The following is a 14,695-nucleotide window of genomic DNA, read 5'->3' as shown; positions in this document are numbered from 1 at the left end:
GTCCGAAAAGTGCGGGGTGCGCCGCCCGTGCGATGCTGATCGACGTGGACCGAGCGCGACCGCCCCGACGGGTCTTCATCAGCCACACGTCGGAGCTGCGCGAGCTGCCCGCCGGCCGGTCGTTCGTGGACGCGGTGGAGTCCGCGATCAGCCGCGCCGGCGACGCGGTGATCGACATGGCGTACTTCGCCGCGCGGGAGGAGAAGCCCGCGCAGGTGTGCCGGGAAGCGGTGCTCCGGGCGGACGTCTACGTGCTGCTGGCCGGGTTCCGGTACGGGTCGCCGGTGCGGGACCGGCCCGAGGTGTCCTACACCGAGCTGGAGTTCGAGGTCGCGGGCGAGGCGGGCATCCCCCGGCTGGTGTTCCTGCTCGACCAGGACGCCGAGGGGCCCGCGCGGCTGTTCCTGGACCGCGAGCACGGCCCGCGCCAGGACCGGTTCCGCGCCCGGCTGGCCGAGGTCGGCACGATCGCCACGGTGTCGTCGCCGGCCGAGGCCGAGACCGCGGTCCACCACGCGCTGACCGAGCTGGAGGTCGACCGCGCGGGCACGGCGGGCACGCGGCTGTGGAACCTGCCCGCGCCGCTGTCCCGGTTCACCGGCCGCGACGACCTGCTGGCGCGGCTGCGGCGGGACCTGACCCGCACCCGGTGCGTCGCCCTGCTCGGCATGAGCGGCGTGGGCAAGACGACGACCGTGCTGGAGTACGCGCAGCGGTTCGCCGCGGAGTACGACGTGGCCTGGTGGGTGCCCGCCGGCGCGCCCGAGCTGGTGGTGAACCACCTGGCGGAGCTGGCGCGGGCGTTGCGGGTCGCCGGGCCGTCGGACAGCGCGGCCTCCGCCGCGGCCCGATTATCGGGCACGTTGCGCGCGCAGGGCCGGTGGCTGCTGGTGTTCGACAGCGCCGAGGACCCGGCGGCGTTGCGCGGGTTGCTGCCCGGCGGCACGGGGCACGTCGTCATCACCACCCGGAACCCGGACTGGCACGACCTCGCCGCCTCCGTGCCGGTCACGCCGTTCACCCGGGCCGAGTCGGTGGCACTGCTGCGCGCGATGGCCCACCACCTGGACGAGGCGGACGCGGAACGGGTGGCGGAGGCGTTGGGCGACCTGCCGCTGGCGGTCGACCAGGCGGCGGCGCTGCTGGCCGACACCACGTTGGACGCGGACAGCTACCTGTCCCGGTTGCGGGTGGAGGCGGACAAGGCGCTGGGCGCGAGCAAGGGCGTCGGCGGCTACCCGACGTCGGTGGCCGCGTCGTGGTCCGAGGCGTTCGACCGGCTCGCGGACAAGGACGTCGCCGCGTTCCAGCTCCTGACGCTGATCGCGTGGCTCGCGCCCGAACCCGTGCCGCTGACGTTGTTCGCCCGGCACCACGACCTGCTGCCCGTGCCGCTGGCCGACATCGCGGCCGACCCGGTGCCGCTCCAGGCGACCTTGGCGGAGCTGCGCCGCCAGGCGATGGTGCAGCCGGAGCGGGACAGCGTGCGGCTGCACACCGTGCCCGCCACGCTGCTGCGGGCGCGGGCCGACGACACCGCCGGGCCGCTGCTGGGCTGGCCGACCACGGCCGTGCTGCTGCTGTGCGCGGCGGTGCCGCAGAACCAGGACGACGACCCGGAGGTGTGGCGACCGCTGCTGCCGCACGTGCTGACCGTCACCGAGCCCGACCGGGACCTGCGGCTGGTCGGGAACGACATCGCCTGGCTGCTGGACCGCACGGCCACCCACCTGAACCGGCGGGGCGAGCCCGAGCAGGCGCTGCCGCTGCGGCGGCGGGCCCACGACCTGTGCCGCGAACTGCTGTCCGACGTGCACCCGCACACGCTGGTCGTGGCCAACAATCTGGCGGCCGACCTGCGCGGCGTCGGCGCGCACGCCGAGGCGCGGGCGTTGGACGAGCAGACCCTGGCCGACCGGCGTCGCCTGCTGGGCGACGACCACCCGGACACGCTCGTCTCGGCGGTCAACCTGGTGCACGGCCTGCGGGAGCTGGGAGAGCGCGCGGAGGCGACGCGGCTCGGCCTGGACACGCTGGACCGGAGCGTCCGCGCGCTCGGGCCGGACCACCCGACGACCCGGCTGGTCCGGCGCCACCTCGACCGGTGAGGTCGCGTCAGGACGTGGCCCGCGTCCGGGAAGCCCGCCACATCGTGTGCTCGCGGCTGATGGCCTCCTCCGCGTCGGCGACCTCGGCGGCCCACGTCGCCTCGTCCGCCACGAGCTCGAACCGGTCCTTGACGATGCCCAGCTCGGTGGAGGCGTAGGCGTAGGCGCGGGCCAGGGTGGAGTACTGCTTGGTGCCCGCCCAGGCCGCGCCCGCGGCGATCAGCGCCGCCGCCACGCCCGCCAGGTCGAAGCCGATGTAGCCGAACGCCCTGGCGAACGCGGCGATGATGCCGCCGAAGGCGAACGCGTACAGCACCCGCTGCGACTGGCGGGCCCGGCGCTCGTTGGTCGCGGCCTTGGTCGCGTACCACGCCTGCTGCTCGTTGACCCGGTCGGCGACGTAGGTCCGCTTGCGCGTGCCCAGGTCCGCCCGGCGCAACGCCCGCATGGCCGGGCTGATCGTGGGTCGGTCCGGCGGCGTGATGCCGCTGTTGGGCCCGTCCTTGAGCAGCGCTCCCATCTGCTGGATGAACCGCAGCTCGGACTCCCGCTCGTCCTCTCCGAGCGGGAACGGCGCGCCGCCGACGGCGAACCGCCACCCCATGCTCTTCGCGGACTCGGCCAGCGCGCGACCGTCGTACCACTTGGTCTCCGGCGAGCTGCCGCGGAAGTGCTGCTCGACCAGCAGCATGACCAGCAGCGCGACGCCGGTGCCCACGGCCGCGACGTCGACGCGGCCGACCTTGACCGCGAACACCCCGCACACCGCGGCCACGACGGCCAGGACCAGGCGCGCGCGCAACGCGCTGAGGTAGTCCCGCTGCCCGCGCAGGGACATCGCGTCGGCCACGTGGAACAGGCCGGGTAAGCCGTCGTCGGTCAACGGCTTCTCGCTGGACGACATGTGTCCTCCGTTCACGGTGTGCTGATCGCGTATCGACGGGTGTGATCACAAGGGTTACCACGCCGCCGGCACGTCACCCTGTTGCCGTAACGCGTTCGTCCGGGGCATCGCACGCTCGAAGAACCGGGACTCCGCCCAGCGCCACGTGATCTCCACCCACCCCTTGTGCTCACCGATCACGGCGCGAACCGATACCCAGAGTGACACAATGGAGCCGGCGTGGCGGTGGGATCGGACGAGGGGCAGGCGCCGGCCTGTGGTGCCCGATGCCGCCCGAGCCGCGGTCGCCGGCCGCTGGTCCGAGCGGCTGTACCGCACCGCGGCCCTGGTTCGGGACGGCGGGCCGGCCCTGGACGCGTGCCTGAGGTTCCGCCTGCTCGACCTCCAGCACCAGGACCTGCGGCTGGGCCCGCTGCGGCCTCGGGTGTGGCGGGCCGGTGCCCGAGCCCGCGCGGCTGCCCGTGCAGGCCGCCGAGACCCGGTTGACCACGCTCGGCGGCTGGGGCGTGCCGCACGCGCGGCTTCGTCGGGCGCGCCGGCCGCAGGTTGGTAGCCTCAGAGCCCTTCCACCCACCCGCTGTTGGAGACCGTGAAACCGATGCTTGACCGCGCCGAGATCGACGCCCTGTTCCCCGCCGACCTGCCGGAGCCGGCCCACTGGGAACAGCGCTACCCGGCGCGGCAGCTGCCCGAGGGCGCCGAGGTCACCCGGTTCGGCCCCTCCCCGACCGGTTTCGTGCACATCGGCGGCATCTACGCGGCGATGATCGACCGCGACGTCGCCCACCGCAGCGGCGGCTCGTACGTGCTGCGCGTGGAGGACACCGACCAGGCCCGCGAGGTCCACGGCGCCGCCGCCCAGTTCACCAACGCCTTCGCCTACTTCGGGCTGCCCGCCGACGAGCACGACGAGGTCGGCGACTACGGCCCCTACTACCAGTCGCAGCGCGAGGCGATCTACCTCACCTACGTCCGCGAGCTGCTGCGCGAGGGCAAGGCGTACCTGTGCTTCGCCACCCCGGACGAGCTGGCCGACATCCGCGCCCGCCAGGACGCCACCAAGATGCCCCCCGGCTACTACGCGGGCTGGGCGCTGTGGCGCGACCGCGACCCCGCCGAGGTGCGGGCCAAGCTGGCCGAGGGCGCGCCGTACGTGGTCCGCTTCCGCTCGCCGGGCGTCGAGGCCAGGGCCAGGTTCCAGGACGTGATCCGCGGCGAGCTGGAGCACGAGGACAACCGCAACGACGTGGTGATCCTCAAGTCCTCGGCCAACGACGTGCGGCTGCCCACCTACCACTTCGCGCACGCCGTGGACGACCACCTCATGCGCACCACGCTGGTGATCCGCGCCGAGGAGTGGATCTCGTCGGTGCCGCTGCACCTCCAGCTGTTCGCGGCACTGGGCTTCGAGGCACCCCGCTACGCCCACATCGCGCCGCTGATGAAGCAGATCCCCGGCGGCAAGCGCAAGCTGTCCAAGCGCAAGGACCCCGAGGCTTCGGTGGACTTCTACATCGAGCAGGGCTTCCCGGCCGAGGCGGTGCTGTACTACCTGCGCGGCCTGGCCAACGGCCGGCTGGCCGAGGTGCCGCTGGCCGAGGCGCTGGACGCGCCGATCCGGCTGTCCGAGTGCGGTGTCGCCGGGCCGCTGGTCGACCTGGTGAAGCTGGAGGACATCTCCGCCGACCACATCGCCACGCTGACCGGCGAGCAGATCCTCGTCGCCGTGCGCGCCTGGGCCGTGGCGCACGACCCCGAGCTGGTGCCGGTGCTCGACGCCCGCCGCGACCTGGCGCTGGCCGCGCTGGCCGTGGAGCGGGGCGACGACGTGCCCAACCCGCGCAAGGACCTGCGCAAGTGGTCCGGGTTCCGGGAGTCCTACGGGTTCTTCTTCCCCGAGCTGTTCACTCCGCGCGACGTGACCGGCGAGGAGTTCGCCCAGCTGGGCGTGGCGCCGGAGCTGGTGCGCGCGTTCGCGGCCGACTTCGCCGAGTCCTACCAGCCCCTGGAGGACTCCGGCGAGTGGTTCGACCAGATCCGCACCCTGGCCGCCAAGCACGGGTTCGCGCCCAAGCCGAAGGACCTCAAGCAGAACCCCGGGGCCTACCCGGCCGGCGGGTCGATCCGCGAGGCTTCGCAGATCATCCGGCTCGCCCTGACCGGCTCCACCCGCAGCCCCGACCTGCACGCCGTGGCCACCGCCCTGGGCGTGGACGAGGTGCTGCGCCGGGTGCGGGCCGTCGCCGGCTGACCCTCCGGCGGACGGGGGACGCCGGCGTGGTCGCGCCGCCGTCCCCCGCCGTCCCGGGTCAGACCCGGGTGAGCTGGAACTGCTGGTTCTGCCCGCCGTTGCACGGGTACTGCTTGAACTGCAGGTTGTCCTGCGAGCTGCCGGGCAGGTCCAGGCACTTGCCGGAGTGGCGCGCGACCAACCGGTGGTAGCCGGACCCGACGTCGACCAGCGACCACTGCTGGTTCTGGCCGGAGCCGCAGCTCCACTGCACCACGGCCGCGCCGTCCGCGGTGCTGGCGTCGCTGACGTCCAGGCACTTGGCGGAGTGCCGCGCGATCACCTGGTAGTAGCCGCCGCCCGCGGACTGGAGGCGGAACTGCTGGTTGCTGCCGCTGCCGCACGCGTACTGCATCAGCGCCGCGCCGTCCGCGCCGCTCGCGTTGGCCACGTCGAGGCACTTGCCGGAGTGCCGCACGGTGATCCGGTTGTAGGTCAGGGCCACCGTCCCGATCGTGCCGGCGGCCGTGTCGATGACGATCTGGCCCGCGTTCGTCAGGCTCATCGAGGTGTTGCTCGGGAACGCGATGGGCAGCCAGACGTAGCTGGAATCGCCGACCGGACCGCCCCACGCCCCGGCCCAGCGGTCGCCCATGTAGAGGTACGACGTCGCCTGGGTGCCCTGGATCGGCAGCACGTACGCCGGTTGCGAGCGGTAGGTGGTGGAGTCGCCCACGTTCTGCATCGCGCTCCACGGGCCGGAGACGCTGGTGGCGGTGGCGTACTTCGCCTGGTTCGGCGACCAGCCCGTGGCGCCCGAGGTGAGCATGAAGTACACGCCGTTGCGCTTGAACAGCGCGGGCGCCTCGCGGTGCCCGCCCGGCCACGGGTTGCCGACCAGCTGGGCGATGCCGCGGTAGTCGGCGTTGAGCCGGTAGACGTGCAGGTCGTAGTTCTCCCGGGCGGCCGAGATCATGTAGGCCGTGCCGTCGTCGTCCTTGAACAGCGTGATGTCGCGGGACATGTGGCCCAGCGGCCGGAAGCTGCCCTGGTAGGTGTAGTTGCCGTCCACTGTGGACGAGTAGGCGACGGCGGCGCGCGCCTGGCCGTAGTCCTGGCCGTTCTCCCAGTGCATCCACATGACGTACTGGCCGGTGGAGGCGTTGTAGATGACCTTCGGCCGTTCCACCCAGGACGTCCGCAGCTCGGCGTGGCTGTTCTGGGTGAGGACGTTGTTGCGGAACTCCCAGGTCTTCAGGTCGGTCGACCGGTAGACCGACACGGCGCGGAACAGGTTGTCCGGGTGCCGGTTCTCGCCGAACCAGTAGTAGTAGCCGCCGACCTTGATCACGCCACCGCCGTGCGCCTGGACGAGGTTGCCGCCGGTGTCGGTGAACTGCACGCCCACGTCCACGGTCACCGGCGCGGCGTGCGCCGTGCCGCCGGGGACCAGCAGGGCGGCCAGGCCGACGACCGCGGCGGTGAGCACCGCGCGCCACCGCCTCGGGGACAAGCGGGACATCTGGACTCCTTTGTCCGGCCCACGACGGGAGGAACCAGCGACCGGCGTGGGCCGGGCCGTGCGCTGGCGCATCCGGGTGGTGCAGCCGGCCGCGGCGGATCAGCCGGTTCGGGAACCGCGATGTTTGCGCAAACATCACCGCGTCGAAGCCCAGTGTGTGAGCCGGGTCGTGCGGGTGTCAAGGGCGTGTCGGCGAGCGGGCGGGCGGCGGACCGGTCAGGAATCGAGAAGCACCCGTCGGCGGGCCGGACCTAGCGTTGTCGGCATGGCACACATCGACTCCGTCACCCTCCACGTCGCCGACACCGGGACCGCGGAACGCTTCTACGCCAAGGCGTTCGGCCTGGGCGACCGGCTGCGCTTCCACACCGCGCAGGAGCACACCACCGGGTTCCGCGGGTTCACCATGGCGCTCACCGTCTCCCAGCCGTCCACCGTCGACAGCCTCGTCGCCTCCGCGCTCGACGCGGGCGCCACGTCCCTCAAGCCCGCCGCGAAGTCGTTCTGGGGCTACGGCGGCGTGGTGCAGGCGCCGGACGGCACGACCTGGAAGATCGCGACCTCGGCGAAGAAGGACAGCGGGCCCGCCACCCGGGAGGTCGACGAGGTCGTGCTCCTGCTGGGCGTCGCGGACGTGGCCGCGAGCAGGAAGTTCTACGTCGGGCGGGGATTGGCCGTCGGCAAGAGCTTCGGTCGGGTGTACGTCGAGTTCGCCGCCGGGTCCAGCCCGATCAAGTTGGCCCTCTACCGGCGCCGCGCGCTGGCCAAGGACGTCGGCGTCTCCCCCGACGGCGCCGGGTCGCACCGGATCGCGATCAACGGCGACACCGGCGCGTTCACCGACCCGGACGGCTTCACCTGGGCCGCCGCGCCGTCGGAAGTGTCCGCGAGGTGACGGAGCGGCCGTGACCGAGGCACCGCCGCGACGGCCGGCGGACCGCGTCGGCCACCTCTTGATGTTAACGCGAACATGCAACATACTCGCCACAGCGCTCCAGCCGGGAGGCCCTTCACCCGGTCCGTGTTAACGCTCACCAAGCCCCGACCGCCGAAGATCGGAGCTCCTCGATGCCACGACGGACCAGCACCATCGCGCTGTCGCTGCTCGTCGCCGCCTCGTCCCTCGCCCTGCCGGTCCCGTCGGCCTCGGCCGCCACGATGCCGACCGGGGCGCGGTCGCTGGAGTCGGTGAACGTCCCCGGCCGGTTCATCCGGCACCTGGACCACCTCGGCCGGCTCGACCCCGTCACCTCCGGCAGCACGGCACAGGTCAGGCAGGACGCCACGTTCACCGTGGTCTCCGGCTTGGCCTCGCCGTCGTGCTACTCGTTCCAAGCCGTCAACGGGCTGTTCCTGCGGCACCGGGACTACCGGGTGCACCTGGAGGAGAACGCGGGCACGGCCCAGTTCCGGGCCGACGCGACGTTCTGCGCCGTCACCGGGTCGGTGACCGGCTCGGTGTCGTTGGCCTCGTTCAACTACCCCGACCGGCGGCTGCGGCACCGGAACTACGAGCTGTGGCTGGACACCTATCAGGACACCGCGCAGTTCCGGGCGGACAGCTCGTTCCGCCTCACCGCGCCGTGGACCCCGAAGACGGCCAAGGGTCCGGTCATCCCGGGGCTGTACGCCGACCCGCACATCACGAACTTCAACGGCCGCTACTACCTCTACCCCACCACCGACGGCTACGCGAGCTGGGCGTCCCCGTACTACAAGGCGTTCTCCTCCACCGACCTGGTGAACTGGACCGACCACGGCGTCATCCTCGACCACGGGCCGGACGTGTCGTGGGCCGACAACTCCGCCTGGGCGCCCGCCGTGGTCGCCAAGAACGGCCGCTACTACCTGTACTTCAGCGGCGGCGCGGCGACCGGCGACACGGCCAAGCACCTGGGCGTCGCGGTGTCGGACTCGCCCACCGGGCCGTTCCGCGACGCCCTCGGCGCGCCGCTGATCCGCGCGGGCGCCTACCCCGGCCAGGCCATCGACCCGATGGTGTTCACCGACGACGACGGCCAGTCGTACCTGTACTGGGGCAACGGCTCGGCGCACGTCGTGCCGCTCAACGCCGACATGGTCTCGTTCGACCCGGCGAAGGTCCGCACCACCACGCCCAGCGGCTACCGCGAGGCGTCGTTCGTGCTCAAGCGCAACGGCACCTACTACTTCATGTGGTCGGAGAACGACACCCGCGAGGAGGACTACCGGGTCGCCTACGCCACCGGGCCGTCACCGCTGGGCCCGTGGACCAAGCGCGGCGTGGTGCTCCAGAAGCGGCTGGAGCTGGGGATCAAGGGGCCCGGCCACCACTCGGTGGTGCGCGCGCCCGGCACGGACACCTGGCACGTCGCCTACCACCGCTTCGCCGTGCCGGCCGGCAACGGCACCAACCGGGAGGTGACCGTCGACCGGATGGTGTTCAACGCCGACGGCACCATCGCCCCGATCGTCCCCACCCCGTGATCAAGGGAGATCACCCGTGACCGCAACCGCACGCAGGGTCGGCGCGCTCGTCGCCGCCGTGGCCCTGCTGTTCACGTCCTGGTCGGTGACGACCGAGCGGCGGGCCGAGGCGCTGGAGCCGTTCACCGGCTACCTGATGGCCCACTTCACCGGCGAGTCCGCGACCGGCGAGCAGATCTACCTCGCCCACAGCCGCGACGGCCTGCGCTGGACCGACCTGAACAACGGCGCACCCGTGCTGCTGTCCACGGTCGGCACGCGCGGTGTGCGCGACCCGGCGCTGGTCCGCTCCCCCGCGGGCGACCGGTACTGGATCATCGCCACCGACCTGCGCATCGCGTCCGGCACGTCGTGGTCCGACGCGGCGAACAACGGCAGCAAGTCGCTGGTCGTGTGGGAGTCCACCGACCTGGTGACCTGGTCCGCGCCACGCCTGCTCAACGTCGCGGGCGCGATCTCCGGCGCGGGCAACGCGTGGGCTCCCGAGGCGATCCACGATCCTTCCACCGGCGACTACGTCGTCTACTGGGCGACCAACGCGACGCTGAACGGCGTCAAGAAGCACCGCATCTACTACGTGCGCACGCGTGACTTCCGGTCGTTCACCACACCGGTGCTCTACATCGACCGCGGCGCGGGCCAGGGCATCATCGACACGCAGATCATCGAGTCGCCCGGCAGCGTCGGCGGCTACCGCTACTACCGCGCCTCCGCCGACGGCCACATCACCGTCGAGGGCAGCAACTCGGTCCTGGGCTCGTGGACGACCATCGGGAACCTGTCGCACATGGGCATCTCCAACGGCACCGGCGGCGGCAACGTGGTCGAGGGCCCCATGTGGATGCAGTTCAACGGGCGCAACGAGTGGGCGCTGTGGCTGGACCAGTACGCCACCGGCCGCGGGTACATGCCGATCACGTCCACCAACCTCGGCAGCACGCGCAACTTCGTCACCCGCACCGACTACAGCCTGGGCGGCACGCGCAAGCGGCACGGGTCGATCCTCAACCTCACCGCGGCCGAGGAGAGCCGGGTCCTGGCCAAGTGGGGCGCCGGCGCGCCGGTCAACCGCATCCAGTCCTACAACTTCCAGGACCGCTACGTCCGCCACGCCGACTTCGACGTGCGCATCGACCCGAACGTCAGCCCGGCGCAGGACGCGCAGTTCCGGGTGGTGCCGGGTCTCGCGGGCACCGGCACGGTGTCGTTCCAGTCGGTCAACTACCCCGGCTACTACCTGCGGCACGTCAACTACGACTTCGTCCTCGCGGCCGACGACGGCACCTCGACGTTCCAGGCCGACGCGACGTTCCGCCAGGTCGCCGGGCTGGCGTCGGCGTCGTGGTCGTCGTTCCAGTCCTACAACCACACCGACCGGTACATCCGGCACTACGCCTACCAGTTGAAGCTGGATCCGATCACCGACGCGACGGGTCGCGCCGACGCCACGTTCCGGCTCACCACCTGACCGACCGAGGGGGTGGGCGTTGGTCGCGCCCACCCCCTCGGCGTCACCAGTAGCTGCGCCAGTCGGGGCGCAGGCGGCGGGACAGGGCTTCCAGGTAGAAGTAGTCACCCCAGAGGTTGCCCTCGTCCACGCCGACGTTCTTGGGCTTGTCGTACACGCCGTGCAGCAGCAACGCGGTGGACCCGGGGTCGTGCGCCGTCGAGTACCCGGTGGTCAACGTGGTCAGGATGGCGTCGGCCTCGGCGCGGTAGCGCGACGCGACCTCCGGGTCGTCCACGTGCTCGGCCAGCTCGTACAGGCCGCACACGGCGATCGCGGCGGCCGAGGAGTCGCGCTCCTCGCCGCTGCCGTCGCCGAACACCAGGTCCCAGTAGGCGACGCGGTCGTCCGGCAGGCGGGTCAGGAAGTAGTCCGCGCAGCGCCGGGCCGCGTCGAGGAACGACGGCTCGCGCACGTGCCGGTAGCCCAGGGCGAACCCGTAGACGCCCCACGCCTGCCCGCGCGCCCAGCACGAACCGTCCTGGTGCCCCTGCTCGGTCGCGCCGCGCAGCGGCTCCCCGGTCTCGGTGTCCCAGTAGAACGTGTGGAACGTGGTGCCGTCCGGGCGGATGATGTGCCGCCGCAACTGCTCGGTGTGCCGGATGGCGGCCTCGCGGAACGCGGGCGTGCCGGTCGTCTCGGCGGCCCAGTACAGCAGCGGCAGGTTCATCAGGCTGTCGATGATCGTGCGGCCGCGTTGCAGCGGGTTCGCCAGGTCGCCCCATGCCTGGAGGATGCCCGCGGGCTCCAGGAAGCGGACCATCAGGTGGTCGGCGGCCGTCAGCGCGGCGTCGCGGGCGCGTTCGTCGCCGAGCAGCCGCCACGGCGTCACGCAGGACAGCGTGTAGAGGAAACCCAGGTCGTGGGTGTTCAGGTCGACGCCCCGGGTGACGCGGTCGGCGAAGCTGTCGACCTGGCGGCGCGCGGCGGCCAGCACGGCGTCGTCGCCGGTGCCCTCCCAGACCAGCCACAGCATCCCCGGCCAGAAGCCGGTGGTCCAGCCGACGTTGGCCCCCTCGGGTTGGCCGTCGCGGGGTGTGCGCGGCCGGTAGGCGCCCCCGGTCGTGGTGTCGTCCGGGTACCAGGCGGTGAAGTCGGCTATGTTGCCCCGAACGGTCGCCACAGCGGCGTCCCAGGCCACGGCCAGGTGGTCGGTGGTCGGTGCGGCGCGGTCTGCTTCCGCGGACATGGTTCTCCCTCGAAACGGGTGACGGAACAGCGAACTCGGCTCAACCCGCGGCGGGTTCGGGCTCCTCGACGGCGCGCACGGGCCGCAGGGTCGCGCGGCTGCCCACCCACACGACGTACAGGGCGGGACCGGTGAGCAGCGCGAGGGCGGGCACGGGCAGCGCCCCGACCGCCGCGGCCAGCACCCACAGCACGAGGAGCGACACCGCGCTGAAGTGGGCCCGGCGCAGCGCCAGGAACAGGCAGGCGCGGGCGAGCCGCGCGACGGGCACGTCCGGCCGCTCGACCAACCCCGTCAGCGTCACCAGCGCCGTCACGACGGTGAGCAGGCCGAGCACGGCCAGCACGGGGAGGGCGACCGCCCCGACCGGGGTGCCCCAGGCCGCGCGGGCGTCGACGGCCAGGACGACCACCACTCCGGCCGCCGCACCGGCGACCAGCGCGGCCCGGCGGCCGTGTGACCGCCACCCCCGCGCGAACCCCCGCAGGACGTCCGACGCCCCGGCCTCGAACACGGCGTGCGCGGCGGCGACGGCCGGCCCCAGGAACGGCGCGGTGAGCACCAGCAGCGGCCACGTGACCGCGACCGGGGTGAACAGCAGCACGGCCAGGAACGGCGCACTCGCCACGACGACCAGCGCGCTCGTGCCCAACAACGCGTACGCGGTGGCGAAGACCCGGTTGTAGACCTCGTACCCCACCGCCGTCAGCCCTTCAGCCCGCTGGTCGCGACGCCCTGCACGAAGTACTTCTGGCCCAGCAGGAACACCACGGCGATGGGCACGACGGACAGCACGGAGCCGGTCATGATCAGCGCGTGCTCGGCGTTGTACTCGCTGACGAACGACTTCAGGCCGAGCTGGATGGTCCACAGGTCGGGGTCGCGCAGGTAGATCAGCGGCCCGAGGTAGTCGTTCCAGGTGGTCACGAAGGTGAGCAGGGCCAGGCTGGCCAGCGCGGGCACCGACAGCGGCAGCATGATCCGGAAGTAGATGCCGTACTCGCTCAGGCCGTCGACCCGGGCCGCCTCGCACAGCTCGTCGGGGATCGTCATGTAGTACTGGCGCATCAGGAACACGCCGAACGCGCTGAACGCCTGCAGGGCGATGACGGCCCACGGCGTGTTGGTCAGTCCGACCTCGGACATCATGATGAACTGCGGGATCATGTAAGCCTGCCACGGCACGGCGATCGTGCCGATGTAGACCAGGAAGAGCACGTTGCGGCCGGGGAACCGGGCCTTGGCGAAGCCGTAGGCGGCGAAGCTGCCGGTGAACAGCTGCAACGCGGTGACGACCACGGACAGGAACACGGTGTTCTTCAGCCACACCAGCATGTCCGAGATCCGCCAGATCTCGACGTAGTTGCCCCACTGCGGCGACTCCGGGAACCAGCTCACCGGGATGGCGAACACGCCGCTGTCGGTCTTCAACGACGACGAGACCATCCAGAAGAACGGCAGCAGCAACCCGGCCGCGGCCAGCGCGAGGACGACGTAGCCGAGCACCTTGCCGACGCCCGGGGACCGGCGGTCGCGGCGGTCGGCCGGCGTGCGGCGACCCCGCTCGGCGGGCGCGGGCGCGGCGAGGTCCGGCAGCGTGTTCGGTGCGGCCATCAGGCGTTCCTCCTGCGGTTGACGGCGAACTGCACGACCGTGACCACCATGCAGAGCGCGAACAGCACGACGGAGATCGCGGAGGCGTAGCCGAACCGGTTCTCCACCAGGCCCTTCTGGTAGATGTACTGCGACAGCACCAGGGTCGACTGGCCCGGGCCGCCGTTGGTCATCACCAGGATGAGGTCGAAGACCTTGAAGCTGCCGATGGTGAGCATCACGGTGACGAAGAACGTGGTGGGGCGCAGGCACGGCAGTGTCACGGTGCGGAAGCGCTGCCAGGCGTTGGCGCCGTCGATGCGGGCGGCCTCGTGCAGCTCCGGCGGCACGGTCTGCAACCCGGCGAGGAAGAGCAGCATGTAGTAGCCCATCTCGCGCCAGATCCCGACCACGATGACGGCGGGCATGGCCCAGTCCGACGACGCGGTCCAGCCGGGCGGGTCGTCCACCCCGAACAGGCCGAGGATCTGGTTGATCGGGCCGGCGTCGCGGCTGAACAGCAGGTTCCACGCGATGGCGATGGCCACGATCGACGTGACGTAGGGGAAGAACGCGGCGGTGCGGAAGAAGGCGACGCCGCGCAGCTTGCGGTTGAGCAGCAGGGCCAGGCCCAGTGACACGGCGAGCGTGAGCGGGATGTGGAACGCCGAGTAGTACAGGGTGTTGAGCAGCGCCCGGTGGAAGCTCGCGTCACCGAACAGGCGGGTGAAGTTGTCCAGGCCGATCCACTTGGCCTTGCCGAAGACGTTCCAGTTGGTGAACGAGATGTAGAACAGCGCGACGACCGGGCCCAGGGTGAGCAGGCCGAAGCCGAGGAAGTTCGGCAGGACGAACGACACGCCCTGCAACGACCGGCGTGCCCGGTACCACCGCTTCGTCCGGTCCGCCCCGGTGCTGCGCGGACCGCCGACCGTCGTGGTGCTCATCGGCTCTCTGTGCTCCTGCGAAGGTGATGGGTTCGGGGTGGTGTGCTGGGGAGTGGCGGGGGGGCGGGGGGGCGGGGCCCCCCCCCCCCCCCCCCAAAAAAAAACCCCCCCCCCCCCCCCCCCCCCCCCCCCCCCCCGCCCCCGCCGCCCCCCCCCCCCCCCCCCCCCCCCCCCCCGAGGCCTGACCCCCCAACACCACCCCCCCCCCGGGCCAGGAGTCGGGTCGTCC

Annotated in this window: 11 protein-coding genes; 5 read left to right on the top strand and 6 right to left on the bottom strand. The window is 72.0% G+C overall.

The window, feature by feature from the left end; all coding sequences use genetic code 11:
- Positions 1-44 precede the first annotated feature (44 nt).
- On the top strand, positions 45-2,108 hold the full coding sequence (fxsT, locus tag ACIQMJ_RS36165) for an FxSxx-COOH system tetratricopeptide repeat protein (protein WP_499765514.1): 2,064 nt from the start codon (positions 45-47) through the stop codon (positions 2,106-2,108).
- Between the two features lie 7 nt (positions 2,109-2,115).
- Here the strand turns inward: fxsT and ACIQMJ_RS36160 are convergent, their stop codons facing one another.
- Entirely contained in the window at positions 2,116-3,012 is an 897-nt protein-coding gene (locus tag ACIQMJ_RS36160; protein ID WP_499765513.1) for a DUF4231 domain-containing protein, read from the bottom strand.
- Between the two features lie 598 nt (positions 3,013-3,610).
- Here ACIQMJ_RS36160 and ACIQMJ_RS36155 point away from each other — a divergent pair.
- On the top strand, positions 3,611-5,263 hold the full coding sequence (locus tag ACIQMJ_RS36155; RefSeq protein WP_499765512.1) for a glutamate--tRNA ligase: 1,653 nt from the start codon (positions 3,611-3,613) through the stop codon (positions 5,261-5,263).
- Positions 5,264-5,321: 58 nt separating this feature from the next.
- Here the strand turns inward: ACIQMJ_RS36155 and ACIQMJ_RS36150 are convergent, their stop codons facing one another.
- A complete protein-coding gene (locus ACIQMJ_RS36150) occupies positions 5,322-6,764 on the bottom strand; it encodes an RICIN domain-containing protein (RefSeq protein WP_499765511.1) in 1,443 nt (480 codons plus the stop codon).
- A gap of 265 nt (positions 6,765-7,029) precedes the next feature.
- Here ACIQMJ_RS36150 and ACIQMJ_RS36145 point away from each other — a divergent pair, with 265 nt between their 5' ends.
- The 3 genes from ACIQMJ_RS36145 to ACIQMJ_RS36135 all read left to right on the top strand — a co-directional run bounded on the left by ACIQMJ_RS36145 (position 7,030) and on the right by ACIQMJ_RS36135 (position 10,698).
- On the top strand, positions 7,030-7,659 hold the full coding sequence (locus ACIQMJ_RS36145) for a glyoxalase (protein WP_499765510.1): 630 nt from the start codon (positions 7,030-7,032) through the stop codon (positions 7,657-7,659).
- 173 nt (positions 7,660-7,832) lie between these two features.
- Entirely contained in the window at positions 7,833-9,230 is a 1,398-nt protein-coding gene (locus tag ACIQMJ_RS36140) for a family 43 glycosylhydrolase (protein WP_499765509.1), read from the top strand.
- 16 nt (positions 9,231-9,246) lie between these two features.
- Positions 9,247-10,698, top strand: coding sequence for a glycoside hydrolase family 43 protein (locus ACIQMJ_RS36135; RefSeq protein ID WP_499765508.1), 1,452 nt, complete (start codon positions 9,247-9,249; stop codon positions 10,696-10,698).
- A gap of 43 nt (positions 10,699-10,741) precedes the next feature.
- On the opposite strand, the gene ACIQMJ_RS36130 is transcribed toward ACIQMJ_RS36135, so the two are convergent.
- The 4 genes from ACIQMJ_RS36130 to ACIQMJ_RS36115 are packed head-to-tail and all read right to left on the bottom strand — an operon-like array spanning position 10,742 to position 14,466.
- Positions 10,742-11,926: a glycoside hydrolase family 88 protein gene (locus tag ACIQMJ_RS36130; RefSeq protein ID WP_499765507.1), complete on the bottom strand. Its 1,185-nt coding sequence runs from the start codon at positions 11,924-11,926 to the stop codon at positions 10,742-10,744.
- Positions 11,927-11,966: 40 nt separating this feature from the next.
- Entirely contained in the window at positions 11,967-12,626 is a 660-nt protein-coding gene (locus ACIQMJ_RS36125) for a hypothetical protein (RefSeq protein WP_499765506.1), read from the bottom strand.
- A 5-nt stretch (positions 12,627-12,631) separates the two neighbouring features.
- Complete coding sequence (locus ACIQMJ_RS36120) at positions 12,632-13,540, bottom strand: carbohydrate ABC transporter permease (protein ID WP_499765505.1); 909 nt, start codon at positions 13,538-13,540, stop codon at positions 12,632-12,634.
- Positions 13,540-14,466 carry a carbohydrate ABC transporter permease gene (locus tag ACIQMJ_RS36115; protein WP_499765504.1) on the bottom strand — a complete coding sequence of 309 codons (927 nt, stop codon included), beginning with the start codon at positions 14,464-14,466 and terminating at the stop codon, positions 13,540-13,542. Before ACIQMJ_RS36115 ends, ACIQMJ_RS36120 begins: the two co-directional genes overlap by 1 nt.
- Between the last annotated feature and the right edge of the window lie 229 nt (positions 14,467-14,695).

This window comes from Actinosynnema sp. NPDC091369, assembly GCF_044757065.1.
GTDB lineage: Bacteria > Actinomycetota > Actinomycetes > Mycobacteriales > Pseudonocardiaceae > Actinosynnema.
Note: the sequence above shows the minus strand (reverse complement) of the source record. Positions and strands in the feature narration are given on the sequence as shown.